Here is a 21,654-nt window from a genome sequence, read left to right as displayed (position 1 = left end):
GCAATGTTGCGCAATTTTACTTTACCTTGTACCAATAAAGCAAAGTCAATCCGCATCAATTCATAGAACAATAAACAATTGGATATTCTATCAGCATTTGGCAGATAAAATTAAGCTAAGTTCATAGGATTTTCATCTTGCATTTTGCTGTTATAATGGCGCGATCCTTCAAACACTCGATTTTATGTAATTATGAATAAAAAACTTTTAATTTGTGGTGCCATTACAGCAGGCTTACTATTAACAGCATGTGTAAAGAAAGAAGCGCCTAAAGAAGATGAACAAGAACAAGTTGAAGTCGTCACTACAGAGCAACAACAAACTGTTGAACTTCAACCTTTAGCAGCGTCTGAGCCTGAGATTCCAGCGCAAGTTGAAGTGATTCGCGAAGAAACACCTAATACAACTACTGAGATCCGTCGTGAAACACCAGCACCTGCTCCAGCAGCAGAGCCTGCGCCTAAAGCAGAAGCACCTAAAGCTGAAGAAAAACCAACGCAAGCACGTCCAAGTAATACAAACCCAAATACGCAAACTGAAGATGATGCGGTTGCAGCAGCCATTGCAGCAGCGACACCAGCTTTAGAAAACTAATCATCACTATTTAGATGATTAAAAAAACCCGATTGATATCGGGTTTTTTATTGCTGGCTTATAAATAAGCTTTTAATTTTTCGGCAAGAAAGTCAATAAATAAGCGAATACGCTTTGGCACATAGTTTTGTTGATAGTAGACCGCATGTATTTTCTGCTCTTTAATCTGAATTTGGTCTTCCAACAAAGCAATAAACCGCCCATCTTGAATATCTTGCTCGACCATAAAGCGTGACAAACAGGCAATCCCTGCCCCCTGCAATGCCAACTGACGAACAGTTTCACCATTTGAACATTTAATTTTGGCCTGAATGGTTAAAGGTTCATCCTCCAACTGAATAGGCCACGTATTTAAATGTGCAGGCTGACTAAAACCAAGCAAAGTATGTGAGCTTAATTCTGCTGCATTTTTAGGTAGACCATGTTTTTGCGCATAAACAGGACTAGCCACAATATATAACCGGCTTTTACAAAGCAGCTTGGCATGTAAACTGGAATCCGCTAACTCACCAAACCGAATCGCGACATCGGTTTTATGTTCAAGTAAGTCTATAACCTGATCGTGATTGGTAATTTCTATATCAATTTTTGGATAGTGCTGCATAAACTCTTCAATCAACGGCACTATTACATGCAGCACAAAAGGCGTTGCCGAATCAATCCGAATTAAACCAGATGACTCTGCATCAGTATTTTGCAGACTTTCTTCAGCTTCGGTCAGATCCAGTAAAATTTTACGCGCCTTTGCCAAAAACTGCTGTCCTTCATAGGTCAGCTTGAGCTTCCGTGTCGTTCGTTCCAGCAACGTCACATTCAACTTCGACTCTAAACGTTGTAAGGCACGGCTGACACCCGATGTGGTTTGATCCAATTGCTGCGCAGCTTTGACGATAGAACCACTATCAACAATGCTCACAAAAGCCGTTAATTCTTCTATGGTTGATTTCATGCGTAATTATTGATTAATAGTCAATAATATTTTGCAAATTACCCAGTTTTTAAGCAAGTCTTTTTTCTACAAAATAGCCTCATTCCATGAAACAAGTTATCGAGTAAAAAATGAATATCGTTCCTCAATTCGGCCTAGGCACTTTCCGTTTAACAGGTGACACTGTCATTGAGTCTGTGAAAACTGCACTAGAAGTCGGTTATCGTGCGGTCGATACTGCTCAAATCTATGGTAATGAAGCCGAAGTTGGTCAAGCCATTGAACTCAGTGGTATCAATCGTCAAGATCTGTTTCTCACCACAAAAATCTGGACGGAAAATTATTCAGCAGAAAAATTGATTCCAAGCTTAAAAGAAAGTTTGCATAAACTAAAAACCGATACCGTGAATCTAACCTTGATCCACTGGCCTGCCCCAAGTACAGGTGTGAACATTACAGAACTCATGCAGAACTTATTGGAGGCAAAACAACAAGGTTTGACTGAGAACATTGGTATTTCTAACTTCAATATTGAGCTGACTCAACAGGCAATTGAGAGTATTGGGCTGGAAAACATCGCAACCAACCAAATTGAACTCAGTCCTTACCTACAAAACCATCAACTGGTTGATTTCCTCCAAGCGCAAAACATTGATGTCACTTCATATATGACACTGGCTTACGGTAAGGTTTTGAATGATCCTGTTTTAATGCACATCGCGCAGCAGCATCAGGTATCGACGGCACAAATTAGTTTGGCTTGGGCATTACAACGTGGTTTTGCAGTCATACCGTCATCAACCAAACGTGAACACTTGATGTCCAACTTAAAGGCGCAAGAGATTCAACTGTCGACTGAAGAAATGATGGCAATTACGCAATTAGACAGAAATCAACGCGATGTTAATCCTGAGGGATTAGCACCGATGTGGGATTGAGCATCGCTATGAAAATTAATTTTCCACTTTTGGCGCTTGCGGTGGGTGCTTTTGCCATTGGAACCACCGAGTTTTCACCCATGGGCTTTTTGCCTGAAATTGCCAACGATTTGTCCGTTTCAATTCCACAAGCCGGACTGCTGATTAGTGCCTATGCAGTAGGCGTCATGATTGGAGCCCCGCTCATGACCTTATGGCTGGCACGCTTTCCTAAGAAAACAGCTTTAATCCTATTGATGGCTATTTTTACGATCGGGAATGTGTTGGCAACCGTTGCACCTGATTATATGAGTCTCATGGGTGCACGTTTAATTACCAGTTTAAACCATGGTGCATTCTTTGGCTTAGGTTCGGTGGTGGCAGCTAGTGTTGTGCCTAAAGACAAACAAGCCAGTGCAGTCGCCATGATGTTTATGGGCCTAACCATTGCCAATATTGGCGGTGTGCCACTTGCAACGTGGCTCAGTCAAAATACCAGTTGGCGCATGGCTTTTGCTGCTATTTCAACCTTAGGCATTATAACCATATTGGCACTATGGAAAGCACTCCCGCAGGATCATGATGTGGTTAAACCGAATGTAGCAAAAGAATTGCGCGTTTTAACACGTACGCCTGTCGTCCTTGATTTATTAACCACAATCATGAGCGCGGGCGCCATGTTTGCGTTATATACCTACATTGCTCCGAGCCTAGACGTATTTATGCAGGCATCACCGCAAACCATCACCTTAATGTTGGTTTTAATCGGGATTGGTTTCTCCATTGGTAATCATTTGGGTGGAAAGTTTGCCGATCTATCCCTTGAGAAAACCCTGATAGGCTTCCTTGTACTTTTAATGGTGATGATGCTTGTTTTCCCAGTATTAGCGCAAACAACCGTTGGTGCGGCAATTGGCTTAGTGATTTGGGGTGCAGCAGCATTTGCGGTAGTACCGCCACTGCAAATGCGCGTCATGTCAGTTGCAGCAGATGCGCCTGGGCTTGCCTCTTCAGTTAACATTGGTGCGTTTAACTTAGGCAATGCCTTAGGTGCCTTTGCAGGTGCAACGGTACTGAGTATGCAACTCAGCTATGCAGCAGTTTCATATGCAGGTGCCGCACTCAGCTTTATGGCCTTGATCTTGGTTTTACTGCAGATGAAGTTCGGTCTTAGCAAGAAAGCCTGTGGAGCCGTTTAAGCCTTTACACTGCTGAACCAATCAAAAAAAGACCTACACTGCTGTAGGTCTTTTTTATACTTAGTGTTTTTGTTGTTCCAATTTCAAAAAGTCCGCAATCAGCTTGGTTGCCCAAGACTCTGTATTAAGTGCCCCTTCATAGAAGCCACAATGGCTGCCTTTTTTGGTGGTCACAACGGCAATATTCGGCATTTGACGGATCATGTCTTTATACGGTTCAAAATTTTTAATGTGACAAACGGGATCATCCTCTGCATTTAAAATCAGCAATGGAATGGTGACATTTTCAAATACATAGATTGGGTTTGTGGCTTGGTTATAACTATCATAGTCCACATAACCCGCCATTTCATAATAACTCGACTCAAACTCAGCCAAGGTTTTGGTCATTAAAACTTGCGACACAGACGCTGTTTGTTGCCACGTTTGCTGGTAGGGAAAAATAAATTTCTTAAACAGCTTCTTGGTCATGACCTTACTGTAAAAGGGATGCACATTTACAAAACCCAACTCAGTGTTATAGCCAGGACACAGGGCAAAGGCCGCCTTAAAAGGTGTTTGACTCCCTTCTTCACCTAAGTAACGCACCAAAAGCCCCGTTCCCGCAGAAGAGCCTACCGCATACAACATTGAACTTGGAAATGTACTTTGAATAAAGGCAATTTGTTCACGTAAATCATCGGTTGAACCAAAAAGATTCATTTTAGGTACAGGCATTGGAAGGTCTGCATGTCGACGGCGTAAGCACAGTGCAACACGCCAACCCGTATAGCGATTTAAGTCACGCACCACTTCACGCATACTTTCAGGAGAGCCTGTAATCGTATGCATAACCACAACCGTTGGCATCGCTTCAGGCAAATCATAACCAAACCACATGATGCCAGTGACCCCACCGTCTTGCATCTCTAACTGATCAAAATGATCGTATTCCAATTGAATCTGACGCTTGCGAATCACATCAAAATACAAAAGATGGGCATGCGTGTTGGATAACCACGGTGTTGGTCTGTACTTTTCCTGAAGCTGTGTAAGCGCCCCAACAGTCTCTTGAATTTGCCCTTGCGGGTTAATATAGAGCTTCGGTTGTTCCGCACCAGTCACTCGATCCCACGCCGTTTGGCTTAATTGGTTTAGCAAACTGAACACAGCATTCATATCAGTACCTTCTTTTTTCCTATCTTTCTTGGTGATGCATCAATTTTCGTGCCTAACTATAAATAACAAGTCACATGTTTATCATCCAGCTTGAGGTGCAAAAGCTGCCATTCGCTGTCCCATTTGTACAGCTAAGGCCTCTAGCCCAGATTTAGGGCGGATCATCACTTCAAAATCTACAATTTGACCTTGCTCATTAAAACGAATCATGTCAATCCCTTTGAGTTTCTTTTCGCCGACATTGGCAGAAAACTCAAGGACGACACTTAAACCATCTTCTGTAAAAAATTCACGGTGGTAAGTAAAGTTTTCAAAAACCTGAATCACATTACTTAAAATAAAAAAAACCACTTGCTTACCCGGATAAGGATTAAATGCCACAGGTGAACGGAATACGACATCTTCTGCTAAAAGCTCATTTAAGATGCTCATATCACGAGTCGTGACCATATCATGCCAGCGTACCAAGGCTTGTTTTGTTGTTGCTAAACTCATTCTTATATCCTTATGAAAGTGAATCCACTCAAATCTGCAATAAAGGCACCTTCTCTTACACCACATACGTTTCATGGAAAAGGCTACACGAGGGAAAAGATAATATTTTAGCAAATATCTCTCCCAAACCCTCTCCTCACAGGAGAGGGAGTTTTATTACAAAATTTAAGCGGATAAATTATTGTTATCGATTAAATGGTCGCAGCCAGTTCAGCGCCTTGACGAATCGCACGCTTCGCATCCAACTCACCTGCTTCTTTCGCGCCACCAATCAAATGCACATTTTTACCATCGGCTTTTAACTGATCGTACATTGCAGTATAAGACTCTTGTCCTGCACAGATAATCACGTGATCAACCTCTAAAACCGTTGGCTGATCATTCACTGTAATGTGGAGACCTTGATCATCAATTTTGTCGTAGCTTGCACCTGCAATCATTTTTACATCGCGATGTTTTAACCCTGTACGGTGTATCCAACCTGTGGTTTTACCTAAGCTTGCACCGACTGCCTTCGCTTTACGCTGTAGAAGGTAAATTTCACGATCCGATTGCTCCAAGACTGGCTGTTTTAAGCCACCGACATGCGCATAGCTGGTGTCGATTCCCCACTCATCATAGAATTTTTGTGGGTTTAAACTACCGCTTTCACCTTCATGGCTTAAGTATTCTGCTGTATCGAAACCAATACCGCCCGCACCAATAATCGCGACTTTTTTACCGACAGGCTTACGCTCACGTAGAACTTCGATATAGCTCAACACTTTCGGGTGATCAATCCCTTCTATAGTCAGCTCACGTGGAGTAACACCTGTTGCAACCACGATGTCATCATAGTTCTCAGCGCTCAGTTCCTCATAAGTTGCGGTATGATTCAGCACCAATTTGATATTGGGTTGTAATTCAATTTTACGTTTGAAATAACGCAGTGTTTCGTAAAACTCTTCTTTACCAGGAATAGTCTTCGCAATATTAAACTGACCACCAATCTGACTTGCTGCATCAAAAACAGTCACTTGATGTCCACGGTCAGCAGCATAAGTCGCAAAACTCAAACCTGCAGGCCCAGCACCAATCACCGCAATATTTTTCTTAGCCGCACTTTCTTTAAAAATCAGTTCAGTTTCATAACATGCACGTGGATTAACTAAACACGTCGCAATTTGCATGGAGAAAATTTGATCTAAACAGGCTTGATTACAACCAATACAGGTATTGATTTCATCACTACGGCCTTGTTCTGCTTTGAGTACAAACTCAGCATCTGCAAGCATTGGGCGTGCCATCGACACCATATCCGCATCACCCTGAGCCAAAACATGTTCAGCCATTTCAGGGGTATTAATACGGTTAGACGTCACCAAAGGAATTTGAACCGAACCTTTTAGCTTCTTGGTCACCCATGTAAATGCCGCACGTGGTACTTTGGTTGCAATCGTTGGAATACGCGCTTCATGCCAACCAATACCTGTATTGATAATGGTTGCACCCGCCTTTTCAATTTCTTTGGCAAGCTGAATCACTTCTTCTAAAGTCGAACCACCTTCAACCAAATCCAACATTGAAAGACGGTAAATAATAATAAAGTTTTCACCAACTTCTGCACGAGTTCGTTTTACGATTTCAATCGGAAAACGAATACGGTTTTCATAGCTTCCGCCCCATTCATCATCACGATGATTGGTACGTGCCGCGATGAACTCATTAATTAAGTAGCCTTCTGAACCCATGATTTCAACGCCATCATAGCCAGCGATTTGCGACAATTTTGCACAATTGGCAAAATCAGCAATAGTCTGATTTACTTCAGCAGAAGTAAGAGCATGCGGTTTTACAGGGTTAATCGGCGCTTGAATTGCAGAAGGTGCAACGTTTTCAGCCTGATAAGAATAACGACCAGTATGTAAAATCTGTAATGCAATTTTACCACCCGCATCATGTACGGCTTGTGTGATGACTTTATGCTTTTCCGCTTCTTCTAAAGTATCTAACTTAGAACCATCGTGAAAAGTCACACCATGATCATTCGGTGAAATACCCCCTGTTACGATTAGCCCTACACCGCCAGCGGCACGCTCTGCATAAAATGCCGCCATGCGATCATAACCACCTTCAACTTCTTCAAGTCCAACGTGCATAGATCCCATTAATACGCGGTTTTTTAATGTGGTAAAGCCTAAATCTAAAGGCGCAAGTAAATGCGGGTAATTAGACATGTGTACTCCTTGGCGTGCTTTCGCTGGCTGGTATTTTAAATACAAGGTTAGATCAAATTATTTAATGCAACAAGTTGCATAATGTTTATCTTTATAATCGAGATTTGTTTTTTATGCAACATGTTGCATAATGACTCTACGTCCATTTTAATTGCGAAATATTACCGAAATGTCATTAGCTCATGTTTTATTGACCAGTTTGATTGAAAAACCAAGCACAGGTATTGAGTTAGCGCGTCGTTTTGACCGTTCAATGGGCTTCTTTTGGAATGCAACACATCAACAGATATATAGAGAACTCAGCGCTATGCAGAACAAAGGCTGGATTTCAACGATAGAAGATGATGGTGCAACCTCGCGTAAAAAAACCTATCAGGCAGAACAGCTCGGACGTACAGAACTTGCCGACTGGCTGGTAAAACAAAGCCCACCTGCCCAGCTCCGTGAAGAACTGATGGTGAGACTGCGTGTTGAAGCTCAGCTTGGCGGCAACACGGTTTTGCCTGAACTTGAACGACATCTCATCTTACACAAAGAAAAACTACAAATTTACCAAAGCATTTTTGCCAAAGACTTTGGTCATGCTGAAGAAAATGATCGTACCTTATACATCCATAAAATGATTTTACAACTTGGAATTAATTTAGAATGTGGTTGGATTGAGTGGCTAGAGACCATGATTCCAGCACTGAAAAACTTCGAAAAATAATAAACCACGCAAAGGATTGACCATGCCACATTACCTCATGCCAGATGGCGAAAAACTCTATGTTCGAGAATTTGGACAAGGCACACCTGTACTGGTCTTATCTGGCTTAGGGATGCAAAGTTGGCAATGGCTACCTTTTTTATATCAACACCGTAAAAAGTACCGTTTTTACATTCCTGACTGGCGGGGTTTTGGTGGTTCAGCGCAGTGCAAAATTCCCACACTGGATGCGATTTCCAGCCACTGGAAAGATTTAAACTGCTTTCTAAAACAATATGCTGATACAGCATTCCATGTGATTGCCTATTCTATGGGCGCTACGACAGCCATGCATGGTATGCAATATGGCCGCTTTCAAAACCATATCCGCAGCTATTTACACATTGACCAAACCCCCAAGATTAGCGTCGACGCAGACTGGCCACATGGGTTATTTGCTGAAAAGCATGCCGATTTCAAAGCCATCCTACAAAACATTGCAGACCTATTGGCTCAAAATGCACAGTACCGTTTGCTCTCAGACTTAACAGCACCCATACGTACTGAACTGATCAAGCAATGGTTGGCTTTTATTCAACTGCAAGCCACACCATCTCGAACTGCGGCCTTATTTCAAAAAGCATTTCAACAGATACACTTACAAAAATTCATGCTCCCGATCCAGCGTTTAGACTATATGGCTTGGTATATTCAAAATTATCTTGATCATCAAGAAGACTATCGCAGTGCGCTCCGCCAGATTGACCGACCGGCTACATTTTTTATTGGTGAAAACTCTAAACTTTATCCTGCTCAAGGACAAAAGCTGATTGCCTCAAGTGTGCCTCATGCAAAAACAGTGGTCTTTAAAAAATCCGGGCATACGCCTTTATTGAGTGAACCACTCAAATTCTCTCAAGAAATTACACGTTTCCTCAATGCTACGGATGTTTGAATGTGTGTCGTATTATCAACCAAATAATGAATATTTTTATAACAGCTCAGCTGAAGATAAATACACTTAATCATTGCATTGTAATGACAAAAAAATTAAATCAGTCCGATAAAACACCAATGCTTAGGAATTAAAAAAGGCATCTCTAAGAGACGCCTTTTTCTTATGCTGCATAGGTCTGCTTGAGATAAGCAACAATATCTGCCGACTCAAACAAAGCTGTTTCAGTGTTCGGATCAACCAAATATGGCACTTGAATATCACGCCCCATCACCTGCATGACTTGCTCACGCTTTCCACCTGCCAAAGGTACATATTTGCCCGGCTTTAAACGCAGTACTGCTGGGCCTTGATCTTGCCAACGTTCTTTAGGCACATTATGAAACTTAAAAGGGAGCTCCAACTCGGTCAGCAAACCACGGACAATCCGAGTATAAGGACTGGCTTCAAATCCCCAAAGTTGTAACAGCTGTTCTGGCGCTACGCGATCTTTAATACTCTTATTGATCCACACTCCACTCGCTCCATTTACCAATGTCCCGACATAAGCAACATAAGGCGTTTTGGGATAATGTGCATACTTTTTCGGTGTTTTACCACTGCGACCATACTGTTCAAACAAGTAGTGAATAATATCTTCAGACTCGTATAGCTTGGTGTCTGTGTTCTCATCGAGTAAAAAAGGAAATTGGGTTTTCCCACCCAACTGTTTCACCAAAGGGCGATATTTAGTTCCACCCTTAGGACATGGATACACTTCATAATCTAAGTTCAACAAAGTCAGTACTTCACGCACACGACGACAATATGGCGAGCCTTCAAACTCATAGAGCTTTAAAGGTTGCTCAGGTTGTTTAGGATGCGGCGTTCCTGTTACACCACGCCCACCTTGCGCAAGCCCCGAAAAAAGAGCCTGAATCACTTTAATTTGATGCTTCACCATATTACACGTCCATATCTTTTGTTTATGTTGTTATGAGTCTGGTTGGTGCTTATTCATCGACCAGTTTTTCTTTTGCAATGACAATGCCGTTATTATCCGCATAGAGATAATGACCTGCTTGAATGGTGACACCACCAAAATGCAGGCTGATATCAACTTCTCCTACACCCTTACGATTACTTTTTTGTGGAATGGCGGCTAAAGCATGCACACCTAAATCTAGTTCAGCAATCGCATCTACATCGCGGACACAGCCATAAATCACCACACCATTCCAGTGATTTTTGACTGCTGACTCTGCAATTAAGTCTCCCATCAAGGCACAGCGCATCGAAGCGCCACCATCCACAACCAATACTTTACCCGTACCATCTGTTGCTAACAGCTCTTTCACCCGAGAGTTATCTTCAAAGCATTTAACCGTAACCACCTGACCACCAAAGGTTTTACGCGCACCATAGCTCTTAAAGAACTTACCATCCATTGATGGGCTGACCACTTGTAAATCAAGTTCAGGATGATCATCCAATAAATCGCATGTCACAAATGCTGTCGTCACCACACTTCCCCTCATTTTGTCTTTTGTATGCGTAAATTATCATATATTTCAAATTTCTCGGTCTGCGTTTGGGCAGCCTCGACCATAGTATGAGCCACTTGTTCTGCTGTCACTGGCTTATATTTAAAATGCTTTGGTATAAAATGCGATAGTTTGGTATAAGCCTTTTGGAAAATATCTTCCAACATGCGACCTTCATTACGCTGTCCGATCAGTAAGGATGGCTGCAGAATACTAACCTTATATAAATCGAGTCCTCGAATAGTCTCTTCAAGCTCACCTTTGACGCGATTATAGAAAATTTTTGAATTGGCTTGCGCCCCCAAGGCACTGATCAACACATAATGGGTTTTGGTCAAAACAAACAATTCAGCAAAATGTGCATTCACCACATAGTCGATGGCATAAAACTGCTCTTTTGAGCCAGCTTTCTTTAAAGTCGTCCCCAAACAACTAAAAGCATGACTGTAGCCCTGAACATCTTCATGGTTGAGTAATAAAAAATCATCCAACTCCAGTTGCTGAACTTTGTCATAGTGATCGAGCTGCACATTATGCTTTCTGACCACAGCCAAAATTTTGCTACAACTTGGCAGTTGTTGTAATTGTTGAACCAGATTTAAGCCCACCAAACCCGTTGCGCCAATCACAATGGCTTGTTCTATATTTTGTGTCATTTTTATACAAACTCCCATGCAGATGGCTAATCTTACCTTTTCTTTAGAATTTTTATGTATCTTAAATATAGTCAAAGCATGTCAAGACTTGACTTCACTGCGTATATTAATCAAAATATGCCACTTGTTTACGGGCTGGTGATTGTTCTTCTGATGTGGTTTTCAGTTTGAATTTCAGCCCGCCCAGACCAATCTATTTCAAGGAGTGCACGAGTGGCAAACTCTGCTCAAGCTAAAAAACGTGCTCGTCAAAACGTTAAAGCACGCAAACACAACGCAAGCTTACGTTCTATGGTTCGTACTTACATCAAACGTACAGTAGCTGCTATCGCTGCTGGTGATTACGCAGTTGCTTCTGAAGCATACAAAACTGCTGTACCAGTAATCGACCGTATGGCTGATAAAGGCATCATCCATAAAAACAAAGCTGCTCGTCATAAGAGCCGTTTAAATGCACAAGTTAAAGCTTTAGCTAACTAATTTATGCATTAAAAAAAAGCCCTTTTTAAAGGGCTTTTTTTGTATCTATTTTTAGAACTTTCACAAGGCGCACACCCTTTTCAGTACATCTATACTTAACAATACGGTTTAAAACCCAAATAAAATCTAGCAAGCGCTCTCTAACACCCACGAGAACATCTACTTACAAAAAAAGCCCCCTTTAGGGAGCTCATTTTCATTTCATGTTAAATCATTTGCCAGATGAGCAGTGGTTTAATTCAAAGATTGAGTTTTCAGTTTTTTCACTAAAATACCAATATTTCTTGATGTTGCCCCAGCTAAAATCAAGCTTGTATTTTGGTTCAGCATTGTCCATCTTTGATTATTATTTCCAGAGCAGCCATATCGAATTGCAATCTGACGGTTATTTACCAAATTACCCGAGTTTAAATCTAAGCACTGTCCTGATTGTTTAATAGCAGACGTCGTGGCATCCATTGACCACACTTGTGCTGCATTATTCACCATACAGTCAGTCAAGGTGACTTTAGCACTTCCCCCATTACCCGTTAGACACTGCCCCATAGCCGCCTTGCTATGGATACGCCCTAAACTGTCATAAACCCACTGCTCGGTCTCATCAGCAGTACAAGCCGACGGGCCACTAATGTAAACATCCATTTGTTGGTTAGATGCCAGCTCTGTTTTCAAGCAATTCTTGTTATTTTTCAACAATCCACTATGTGCAACTGGGTCATCTTGTTGTAAACCCAGCTGTTTGATAAAAGCCTTGAGTGCATCAATCGCAGCAGGTACATCTTTGGCCAAATCATCATAATAAACATTTACCCAACGATTTAAACGCATCCACCTAGTTTCTTGCTCTTCATAACGCTCAAGTACCTGCTGTGCAGCTAAACTCATCTCATTTTTATACGATTTATAAGCCTGATAAAGCATTAAACCGTTTGGTGACAAAACAATAAGATTGTTCGCCGCCTGATTCAGTAGCTCTTGCTCAAGTAGAGATAACTCTACATCGCGTAAGGCTTTATAACCCTGCGCTTTACCAATCTTAACTGCAGGCGTAAGCCGTAGCATATTGGGGAATCACTGTCGTCGATAATAATTTGGCAGCAGCATTGACCTGCTTACAATATAAATCAACTTTCTGAGGATGATCTGCAAGCGCTAAATTGACATGTAATTTATTGGCATTACTACCTAATCGTGTCGGAGCCAGTGCAATATTGGTCACTGTATTTGGATACTGTACATTTAACCAACATGCATCCTGATTTAACGTCGTATTTGCAGCGGGTAAATCATAGACATTGCCCCAGTTTGAACGTGCCGCAGGATAGAGTAACCCAACCTTTGCAACAGGGTCATAGCCACCCAAAATGGTCACTACAGGCTCACCAAAGACACGTGGGCGTAAATAGTTTTGCTTTGGTTGATACCAAACAGGTGCAGCAGAATCTGGCATAGTAGGTTGAGCCACTTCCATCTGCCGTGTGACTTCATTCCATTTTTTATAACCCGTCGGTGAAGTCTTGTCCCACACATAACGGTTAAAATGCGGTTGAATTTTTAAATAAGTGCTATAGCCCGTATAGTGGGTATAACGTGAAACTGAGCTTGATGCATAACCACCAGACATTGCATCTCGGCTATGTGGATATAAAGCTAAGAAATTTGCAATTCCTGTAGAAGCAGCCCATAAATCCTTATTATTCTAGATCAAATTACCCCGCATCATATTGCGATAGGGAATATAACCCCAACCACTGTCTGCATGATGTGAAGTCCAAAACTGGTTATCACCCTCCTGCCCAGGATAATGCCCCAGTCCATAGTGATGTCCAATTTCATGACTAAACTCATTTCCAACCGAATCATACAACGTCAGCATGCCATTACCACCACTTAAACCATGATTACTTTCGCCATTGGCATATTTTCCACGGCTATGGTGTGCAACTACGGTTTGGGTTAATTGTGGTTGATTTTGACTTGCCATCGAAGCACTGGTAATTCCCCAGTTTGCTAGATTAATACCTACGCTAAATGTCGACTTACCCACGTTTTCACGCATGTCACCCTCATAAACTCCGCCTTGGCTGGTGCTTGCCGTATCGTAAATCGTCCCGTCTGCAATCATGACGCGATCCAACTGAATATCATCATATTTTGCAACGGTCATTTCAGCAGCTGGAATCGTTTGAAAGTAATCTGAACCTGCCCGAACAGGATCATTCAGCATATAGTGACCATTGGAAACAGGAGGAGCCGTTAACATACCGATACGAATATTGTTTAAGACCAACTCTCCCGGAGAGGCAAAATCAATTTTGTCTTCCGCAATTTGCCCCTGACGTCCAAGAGAATCTTTGATCTGAATACGCAAACCTGGACGTATTTCATCCCAATTGAGTCGAGCACTCCACGCGCGCTTACTATATTGCACACGCGGACGGTCATCAGTATTAGTTTGATCAGACTGAGGAATGTGTGTTGGATCAGCCAATTCAATAGTTCTTAACCATTGGTTATTCATATAGATGTCTGCACTCAGCATCTCGATTGTTCCCATTGCTTGACTGGGTGTAACCAATAACAATGCCTCTTTTTCCATCGTTAAATGTGGCATTTTTTTACTTTCATTACCATTTGGATCAACCACATGACTCTGACCAAATTGCAACATCGCCTCAAAGCTACCAGTTAAATCATTTCGTATCACACGTGTTTTTGAGTTTGCATCGTAGTCAAAATACCCCAATGTGCTTTCAATAACTTCAGGTGCAGCTTCTGCCGAATCGCCATCCCCACCACCACATGCAGCAAGCATCAGCGTTACAACACAAAGACTTAGCTTGCAATACAAGAACTCATTCACACTTTTCACATCTCCCCCCAAAACAGTCACAAATAAAATTAAAAATCATTAATAATTTATATAAATCAAAAACTTAATTATTTAACACTATTTTCTATTGATATTCAATTTACATAATTTGTCACTTCAGAACATATTTTTTATAAACATTAAAACTAAAGTCCGAAAAGTAAAAGTTCTGTGACAGGGCTTGAATTTATGAAAAATAATGATGAGTTATACATTTGAATTTGCACCAATATAGTGCCAATATTTGTCAGTCAATTTTTTAAAAAAAAGAGATTTCAATTAATTTTCTTTGTAAGCACGTAGCTTATTTTAATTTTTAGATCCAAAATGACTAAAATCCCATAAATAAATTATGGTATTCTGTTTTCTTATAATGAAACCACATAGAATGTTCTACTGGGGAATAGCATGATTAATAAATTTCTTCCAACACTTGAAAAATTCCAACTGACAGAACAACAATATATTGAATATTTTCATGCCAAAGGTGAAAAAGACATACTCGCCAAAGTCATCTCAAATATGCGTGGAACCGCAGAAATTCAGGCCTCTCAGGGCGTTGACGCATGGTTAGGCTATGGCGTCTATTTACCTGCAATTGAACGTATTTTTGCACTGCACCAAGGAGAAACAGAAGCTGAGTTTTATGACCGCACTCAATATCCAGCTGATGTTGTCAATGCTTATACCCTTTCGAATCATGAGATTGCCACGCTCATTGCTGCAGATAAATACAATCGTATTCATCAGCACAGCGTAGCAGTGAATACCTCATTATGGCCTTTAAATGATGAAGGCCTAAGTATCGACTTGCTCGATTTTCCCAATCGACTCAAAGCAAAAATTTAAACTGATGCGATATAGCATTTAATAACGGTGACAAATGATCGATCTATAAATCTCGTATATTCTTTTTTCGTTCAAAACAACTGTCTAAATGAAGCAACGAGATTTATAGCTGATTTTTATTAATAAACAAATCACTTACAGATTTTGAAATTCATGAATATTCAGTTCATTCATTTCTCCGCGCCAAATCCATTTCAATTTTGATTCCAAAAACACATCTCCCTCAAACCACACAAAAAGACCTTCCATCATTTTCGGCCAGTCTTCTTTGGTCACAATCGTGCGCCCTGAAATAACCGCCAAAATCGCAGCTAAAATCGTGTCATGACTGACCGCAAGGCTCAAACCATAAGGGTTGTTCGGATGCGTGTTATATATAAGCTCCAATACATCTACTACGCCATGAATCGGATGCTTCATACCGGGTAAGGCATTATTCACAAAGCTATTAATAAATCCTAGAGCACCTTGACGCTGAAAATAAGGGCCGGCTTGCTTAATATCCAAAACAAAACTGCCTGGCTCAACCAATAAACCTTGTTCGATAATTTCAATACGGTGGGTATTCGGCTCAAGGGTTTGCCCATCTGCCCCTTGAATCATTAGTGCAGCGGTATCAATACAACGTTGAATTGGGCTAGAAATACAGTGTTGTATCACTCGATCTGTATTATCGATCAGATAGGAACCCCACGCCTCCGCCAAATCTCGCCCTTGATGCGTCAACTGTAAATCATAGCCTGCAAGCCCCTGACCCGTAACAACTTCACGAATGGAATGACGTGTAAACAACGTCACTGGCGTTTTTGCATCTGGCAATAAATCGATTGCCTTCAACATACTAGGCGGGAGTAACTCTAAGGCCATAATCACTAGCAACTCAATAATTCAAAAAACACTATAGCACGCTCAGTTTTTAGCTCAAGCCGACGAAGGCATTAGTTCAAGTGCTTGTAATGCCAGTTTTTTCATATCGTTATTTCGATATGCAATAAAACCGCCATTCAGTAAACTCAATCTTTGGTTATATACGAATGGTCGTCCCTGAAAATCAACCAAACCTCCACCGATCCGCTCCAATAAACACTGTCCAGCACTGGTATCCCACTCACTCGTTGGGTGAAAGCGCGGGTAAATATCGACCCGGTCTTCCAACACCATGCAGAACTTATATGCACTCCCTGCACGATACTCTTGAATAGGCGTAAGTTTTTCCAACTGCTCTAAATACACTTGATACTGCGGTTTGCTCTGACTACTTTGACTTAAGCCGACTTGAACAGCACTGTGGTTTTCAACTGGAACATATACATACCATACGTCTTTTTCAATATTGTATTTTAAAGGCTGACCTTGTAGTGGACAGAAGTAAATTTGCTGTTCACAAGGAATAGCCAACACAGCAAAAGTTGTATGCGCACCCTCAATAAGACTGAGATTGATGGTGAATTCAGGACGTTGATGCAAAAATTCTTTGGTGCCATCTAAAGGATCAAGCATCCAAAAAGACTGCCACTGCTGTCTATGCGCATGCTGCCCTTCTTCAGAAAGAACAGGAAAATGAGGAAAGGTATTGTTTAAAGCATCAGTAATAAATTGATTGACACGATAGTCCGCTTGCGTGACGGGTGAATGATCGGATTTTCGTTCAACTGTAAAATCACCACCTGCAACATAAGCTTGATACTCTGCTCGTAAAATCTCGCACGCTTGAGTCACAATCGGTACAAGTTGCAATATCAGTGCATCTTGAGGTGCAGTTGTGGGCTTAAACATGAGATCGCCTTTTTATTCATCAAGTTATAGATAGAGAAATTCATCTGTGAAATAGCAGCATGCTGATCGCCTTGTATTCAACGGTATGCTGCCACCTCAGAGTGAGAACACGCGAACACTTTTTTAACACTGCCTTAAAAATATTATACGCCTAAGACGCTCAGGAAATATCACTCAATTCCAATTCTTCTTTTGACTTTGGGTTGAGTAGTCCAATCAACCTGACTTTACCTTTACCCACACCTTAAATATTGAAACTAGAAAAAGTCACAAGCTGACCGTTTCTAATTTGTGCTTACTCTCAACTTCTTTTCATCTTTATACATCCAAGTGATTTCTTTAGGAAAAATCATCGCGCAAAAAAATCCCACGCATGGGAGCGTGGGATATAAAACAAGAAAAGCTACAGCGCTTTAATTTCGAGTGTAGTATAAACCTGTATTTCAAATACATCAATTAAAAATGTACTCTTTCTCCAGTTTTTTTAAATTACGGTACACCTACTCATTTTTATCTGAACACTTCACTTCTAATTGATACTCATCCTGCGTCACTTTGATTTTAATCTTTTGATACTTTCTTTTATTCGGATCCATAGCCGAGCTAGCGACTTCATGCAAAAACTTTCGATCATTCATAAGCTCGCTATATGCTTTATAACCAATCAAAATCTTTTCAGGCTTTTTATTTTTGGAAATTAATTCTTTTAGAATATCGTCTAGTTCATTTGCAGTAACAATTGACATATCGAAGCAACTCAAAATAAAAAAGATTATCAATGAACAATATGATCAAAAGATGTCAGAAATCATCTTTCTCAATATTTTCATTTCAATAGCAAAATAAAAGCCCGATCAGTATAAAAACAAATCGGGCTTTTTGTCTGTAATCACTCAGACCAGAAAGTTATTATAATAAAAAACCTGTTTACCTCTCTCCAAATAAACAGGTTTAACTGCACAAACATCATCTAATCATTATATTTTCATTGCTTTATGTCGCACACTTTACAGCCCAAATATTTCAAATAAATGAAACCTTAGGGTTTTTAACACAAAAAAATACTTAATCATCATTACGTAAAAAGGTTAACTCATATTCATCGTGCGTAATTTTAATCTTGGTATTACGATAAGTCCGCTTATTTGGATCTAAAGATGAACTCATTACATTTTCTGCAAATTTTTTATCCGACATAAATTTTGCATAGAGCATATAACCAATACGGATTTTTTTAATGGCCTTTTTCTTACCTTTTGCTTCATATTTATCTAAGGTTTCATCTAAAAAATCTAAATTTAACTCACTCATCCATTCCTCTCTATTTTATTCTCATTCGCCACATCTTTTTTAACCGATTCTTGTTTAAATAACCAGCAAAACCACTTTATTTTTTATTTTTGTCAGAAAACTTACTTTTATTGCGCTGGGCTGGATACAACGAGTCTTTCTCCGTCAGCTGAAGTGGTTTAAATTTAGCTTCAAACATAAAAACTACCCTTAGGTGGTTTTAATGGTATCGATATAAAATGAACATTTGATGAAATAGATTAGATAGACATGTGAGCCGAATAGTTAAGCAGTACTGAAAAGCTGACAAAACCAATGATGCTGTCCGTTGTAATCCATGGCTGATTTAGATCAGCAACAACAGTGGAGGTTTTCGATAATAATGACAGCTCTAAGCGCTCTCATCGAATATTTACGAAAAGTCTTCCTTCTCCATAAGGTGAATCATTTCTTATGCTGAAGTTCAATATTGTTGTGAATCAATGTGCGATTAACACATCTTATATGCTCTTACTTAAAAAATTGAGATCCCATATTCTTCAATTTTTGACAATGGGCTATGCAAGTCCGTAATCTTATGCAGCTATACGCTATAATTACGCCATATTTGCATAAAGTAAAACTGCTAGATCGGCTGCTAACTGTTTTCTATAGCCATTGCTGAACTTTGAAACATTGGAGATTTTTTGAGTGGAAAAGCCAATTATCATTTTTGATATGGACGGTACATTACTGGATCTTGCCTATGATGATTTTATTTGGAATCATCAGCTTCCTATCCGTTATGCTGAACAACACCAGTGCTCTTTAGAACAAAGTACTCAGGCCCTGTTTCAGTTTTATCAAACCCATAATCACACACTCAATTGGTATTCTACGCGCTTTTGGACAGCCAAAGTCGGCGTAGATACACTCGCCTTACAGCAGGAATTTAAGCATAAAGTTAGCCTGCGTGAAGGCTGCCTTGAACTTCTCGACTATTTAAAAAGTAACGGCTACCCTTGCTGGCTTGCCACCAATGCTGACTGCGAGGGACTCAAGTTCAAACTTGAACACACGAAACTGGCTTCATATTTCGATGTCATTATTAGCAGTGAAACTCTCGGTCATGCCAAAGAGTTTACTGAGTTTTGGCAACATCTCCATGAACGCCATCCTTTTGCAGCCACACAGTGTTACTTTATCGATGACACTGAAAAAGTATTAAAAGGTGCTGAAAGTTATGGTATTCAAAACCTATTTACCATTGCTCAACCCTCATCACTAGGTCAAAGCAAGACATCCAGCCCTTATCCAATCTTAAATCAGCTCACCGATTTAATTCCTTATTTAGAGCAAGCTGAGGTCACGGCCAAATATGCGTAAATCCACTTTAGCGGAAGATGCTGTCGGCATGCGCATTGACAAATGGTTATGGGCAGCACGTTTTTTTAAAACGCGCTCCATTGCCAAAAATGCAATTGAGGGGGGCAAAGTTCACCACAATGGCGAACGTGTCAAGGTATCGAGAGAAGTTCGGGTTGGAATGGAACTCACCATACAGCAAGGTATTGACAAGAAAACCGTGGTGATCAAAGAACTCTCTGACGTGCGTGGCCCCGCTCCTGTTGCACAAAAATTATATGAAGAAACTGAAGTCAGTATTACACGACGGGAATTGATTGCAAGCCAAAGAAAGTTGCATAATCTAGCTCGACCTGATCATCGTCCAAGTAAAAAAGACCGACGCGATATCAGTAAATTTAGACAAGAAAATGATCAACAATTTGACCAATATTGGTCTTATAATGATGATGAATAACATGCGTCATATTGTGTCGCACACGATCTGACTTTTATAGAAGATACAGACTAAATCTGTCACTATACTGAGCATATTCAGTAAATATCCGTGACATCGTTTTGAGGTTGTAAGATGGATGATAATAAAAGCAAGGCACTCAATGCTGCGCTAAGCCAAATTGAAAAACAGTTTGGTAAAAACACAGTAATGCGTCTTGGTGACAACACCGTACAAGCCGTTGAAGCGGTATCTACAGGTTCATTGACACTTGATATTGCACTCGGCATTGGCGGCTTACCGAAAGGTCGTATCGTTGAGATTTATGGTCCTGAATCTTCAGGTAAAACAACCATGACTTTACAAGCGATTGCCGAATGTCAAAAAGCAGGTGGTACATGTGCATTTATCGATGCAGAACACGCTTTAGACCCACAGTATGCGCGTAAACTTGGCGTAGATATTGACAATCTACTGGTTTCTCAGCCTGACCATGGTGAGCAAGCACTTGAAATTGCAGACATGCTGGTTCGCTCTGGTGCCATTGACCTTATCGTTGTCGACTCTGTTGCAGCATTGACACCACGTGCGGAAATTGAAGGTGAAATGGGCGACTCACACATGGGCCTCCAAGCACGTTTAATGAGCCAAGCATTACGTAAAATTACAGGTAATGCAAAACGTTCAAACTGTATGGTAATTTTCATTAACCAAATTCGTATGAAAATTGGTGTAATGTTTGGTAGCCCTGAAACCACGACTGGTGGTAATGCGTTGAAATTCTATGCGTCTGTGCGTTTAGACATTCGTCGCGTAGGTCAGGTCAAAGAAGGCGATGAAATCGTTGGTTCTGAAACCAAAGTGAAAGTTGTCAAAAACAAAATGGCACCTCCATTCCGAGAAGCGCTCTTCCAAATCCTATATGGTAAAGGCGTCAACCACTTGGGCGAACTTGTAGACTTAGCTGTTCAACAAGAAATCGTACAAAAAGCAGGTGCTTGGTATTCATACCAAGGCGACAAAATCGGTCAAGGTAAAAACAATGTGATCCGTCACCTTGAAGAAAACCCTCAGTTGGCTGAAACCATTGAGAAAATCATTCGAGAAAAACTACTGACGACTGCAAACGCTGCGCCTGTAGAAGAGAATGAAGAAGAGCCAGACTTTTTAGATGCTTAATTAAAAGTATCGAAAAAGATTAAATGTTCTTACACAACATTTAGGCTTACACTCAGAAACGCCCTACGGGGCGTTTTGTTTATTCAGATCTATTTCATA

The 21,654-nt window shown here is 40.7% G+C and carries 21 protein-coding genes and 1 pseudogene; 10 read left to right on the top strand and 12 right to left on the bottom strand.

Annotated elements, in window-relative coordinates; genetic code table 11:
• Positions 1–192 precede the first annotated feature (192 nt).
• Positions 193–594, top strand: coding sequence for an internalin (locus ACY3FQ_RS06680; RefSeq protein WP_263507048.1), 402 nt, complete (start codon positions 193–195; stop codon positions 592–594).
• 58 nt (positions 595–652) lie between these two features.
• Here ACY3FQ_RS06680 and ACY3FQ_RS06675 read toward each other — a convergent pair whose 3' ends face one another.
• On the bottom strand, positions 653–1,543 hold the full coding sequence (locus tag ACY3FQ_RS06675; protein ID WP_263507047.1) for a LysR family transcriptional regulator: 891 nt from the start codon (positions 1,541–1,543) through the stop codon (positions 653–655).
• A gap of 110 nt (positions 1,544–1,653) precedes the next feature.
• On the opposite strand from ACY3FQ_RS06675, the gene dkgB reads away from it, so the two are divergent.
• Entirely contained in the window at positions 1,654–2,460 is an 807-nt protein-coding gene (dkgB, locus tag ACY3FQ_RS06670; protein WP_263507046.1) for a 2,5-didehydrogluconate reductase DkgB, read from the top strand.
• 8 nt (positions 2,461–2,468) lie between these two features.
• Positions 2,469–3,638 carry an MFS transporter gene (locus ACY3FQ_RS06665; protein ID WP_489773728.1) on the top strand — a complete coding sequence of 390 codons (1,170 nt, stop codon included), beginning with the start codon at positions 2,469–2,471 and terminating at the stop codon, positions 3,636–3,638.
• A gap of 60 nt (positions 3,639–3,698) precedes the next feature.
• Here the strand turns inward: ACY3FQ_RS06665 and ACY3FQ_RS06660 are convergent, their stop codons facing one another.
• From ACY3FQ_RS06660 to ACY3FQ_RS06650, 3 genes are all read right to left on the bottom strand, one after another.
• Entirely contained in the window at positions 3,699–4,796 is a 1,098-nt protein-coding gene (locus tag ACY3FQ_RS06660; protein WP_489773727.1) for a YheT family hydrolase, read from the bottom strand.
• 81 nt (positions 4,797–4,877) lie between these two features.
• Complete coding sequence (locus ACY3FQ_RS06655; RefSeq protein WP_004981883.1) at positions 4,878–5,291, bottom strand: nuclear transport factor 2 family protein; 414 nt, start codon at positions 5,289–5,291, stop codon at positions 4,878–4,880.
• Positions 5,292–5,482: 191 nt separating this feature from the next.
• Complete coding sequence (locus tag ACY3FQ_RS06650; protein ID WP_263507360.1) at positions 5,483–7,507, bottom strand: NADPH-dependent 2,4-dienoyl-CoA reductase; 2,025 nt, start codon at positions 7,505–7,507, stop codon at positions 5,483–5,485.
• Between the two features lie 169 nt (positions 7,508–7,676).
• Between ACY3FQ_RS06650 and ACY3FQ_RS06645 the strand changes: the two genes are divergently transcribed.
• Together ACY3FQ_RS06645 and ACY3FQ_RS06640 are read left to right on the top strand one after the other, a co-directional pair.
• Positions 7,677–8,216 carry a PadR family transcriptional regulator gene (locus ACY3FQ_RS06645; RefSeq protein ID WP_263507359.1) on the top strand — a complete coding sequence of 180 codons (540 nt, stop codon included), beginning with the start codon at positions 7,677–7,679 and terminating at the stop codon, positions 8,214–8,216.
• Positions 8,217–8,238: 22 nt separating this feature from the next.
• Complete coding sequence (locus tag ACY3FQ_RS06640) at positions 8,239–9,150, top strand: alpha/beta fold hydrolase (protein ID WP_263507358.1); 912 nt, start codon at positions 8,239–8,241, stop codon at positions 9,148–9,150.
• Positions 9,151–9,313: 163 nt separating this feature from the next.
• Here the strand turns inward: ACY3FQ_RS06640 and ACY3FQ_RS06635 are convergent, their stop codons facing one another.
• From ACY3FQ_RS06635 to ACY3FQ_RS06625, 3 genes are read right to left on the bottom strand one after another with little or no spacing between them, the layout of a single operon-like run.
• A complete protein-coding gene (locus ACY3FQ_RS06635; RefSeq protein ID WP_004696607.1) occupies positions 9,314–10,093 on the bottom strand; it encodes a glutathione S-transferase N-terminal domain-containing protein in 780 nt (259 codons plus the stop codon).
• Positions 10,094–10,142: 49 nt separating this feature from the next.
• Complete coding sequence (gene rraA / locus ACY3FQ_RS06630; RefSeq protein WP_263507357.1) at positions 10,143–10,655, bottom strand: ribonuclease E activity regulator RraA; 513 nt, start codon at positions 10,653–10,655, stop codon at positions 10,143–10,145.
• Between the two features lie 8 nt (positions 10,656–10,663).
• Positions 10,664–11,329 (bottom strand): Rossmann-fold NAD(P)-binding domain-containing protein, encoded by a 666-nt coding sequence (locus tag ACY3FQ_RS06625; protein WP_263507356.1) that lies wholly within the window; start codon positions 11,327–11,329, stop codon positions 10,664–10,666.
• Between the two features lie 213 nt (positions 11,330–11,542).
• Between ACY3FQ_RS06625 and rpsT the strand changes: the two genes are divergently transcribed.
• A complete protein-coding gene (rpsT, locus tag ACY3FQ_RS06620) occupies positions 11,543–11,809 on the top strand; it encodes a 30S ribosomal protein S20 (RefSeq protein ID WP_004696602.1) in 267 nt (88 codons plus the stop codon).
• Positions 11,810–12,043: 234 nt separating this feature from the next.
• Here the strand turns inward: rpsT and ACY3FQ_RS06615 are convergent.
• Positions 12,044–14,624: pseudogene (locus ACY3FQ_RS06615) on the bottom strand (M66 family metalloprotease).
• Positions 14,625–15,089: 465 nt separating this feature from the next.
• Here ACY3FQ_RS06615 and ACY3FQ_RS06610 point away from each other — a divergent pair.
• Complete coding sequence (locus ACY3FQ_RS06610; protein WP_004981895.1) at positions 15,090–15,530, top strand: hypothetical protein; 441 nt, start codon at positions 15,090–15,092, stop codon at positions 15,528–15,530.
• Between the two features lie 135 nt (positions 15,531–15,665).
• Here the strand turns inward: ACY3FQ_RS06610 and ACY3FQ_RS06605 are convergent, their stop codons facing one another.
• From ACY3FQ_RS06605 to ACY3FQ_RS06590, 4 genes are all read right to left on the bottom strand, one after another.
• Positions 15,666–16,397, bottom strand: coding sequence for a histidine phosphatase family protein (locus tag ACY3FQ_RS06605; protein WP_004696597.1), 732 nt, complete (start codon positions 16,395–16,397; stop codon positions 15,666–15,668).
• Positions 16,398–16,451: 54 nt separating this feature from the next.
• Entirely contained in the window at positions 16,452–17,306 is an 855-nt protein-coding gene (locus ACY3FQ_RS06600) for a 3'(2'),5'-bisphosphate nucleotidase CysQ family protein (protein ID WP_263507333.1), read from the bottom strand.
• A gap of 500 nt (positions 17,307–17,806) precedes the next feature.
• Positions 17,807–18,052, bottom strand: coding sequence for a hypothetical protein (locus ACY3FQ_RS06595; RefSeq protein ID WP_004696594.1), 246 nt, complete (start codon positions 18,050–18,052; stop codon positions 17,807–17,809).
• Between the two features lie 319 nt (positions 18,053–18,371).
• Positions 18,372–18,617 (bottom strand): hypothetical protein, encoded by a 246-nt coding sequence (locus ACY3FQ_RS06590; protein WP_263507334.1) that lies wholly within the window; start codon positions 18,615–18,617, stop codon positions 18,372–18,374.
• A 669-nt stretch (positions 18,618–19,286) separates the two neighbouring features.
• Between ACY3FQ_RS06590 and ACY3FQ_RS06585 the strand changes: the two genes are divergently transcribed.
• From ACY3FQ_RS06585 to recA, 3 genes are all read left to right on the top strand, one after another.
• Complete coding sequence (locus ACY3FQ_RS06585) at positions 19,287–19,961, top strand: HAD-IA family hydrolase (protein ID WP_004981908.1); 675 nt, start codon at positions 19,287–19,289, stop codon at positions 19,959–19,961.
• Positions 19,954–20,397, top strand: a complete 444-nt coding sequence (locus ACY3FQ_RS06580; protein ID WP_004696588.1) for an RNA-binding S4 domain-containing protein — start codon at positions 19,954–19,956, stop codon at positions 20,395–20,397. The genes ACY3FQ_RS06585 and ACY3FQ_RS06580 overlap by 8 nt, the downstream gene beginning before the upstream one ends.
• A 114-nt stretch (positions 20,398–20,511) precedes the next feature.
• The gene (gene recA, locus ACY3FQ_RS06575) at positions 20,512–21,555 is read left to right on the top strand and encodes a recombinase RecA (protein WP_005401034.1); all 1,044 of its coding nucleotides are present in this window, start codon (positions 20,512–20,514) and stop codon (positions 21,553–21,555) included.
• Positions 21,556–21,654 lie beyond the last annotated feature (99 nt).

Source organism: Acinetobacter sp. AB03 (genome assembly GCF_058107045.1).
This window is presented reverse-complemented; position numbering and strand designations above follow the sequence as displayed.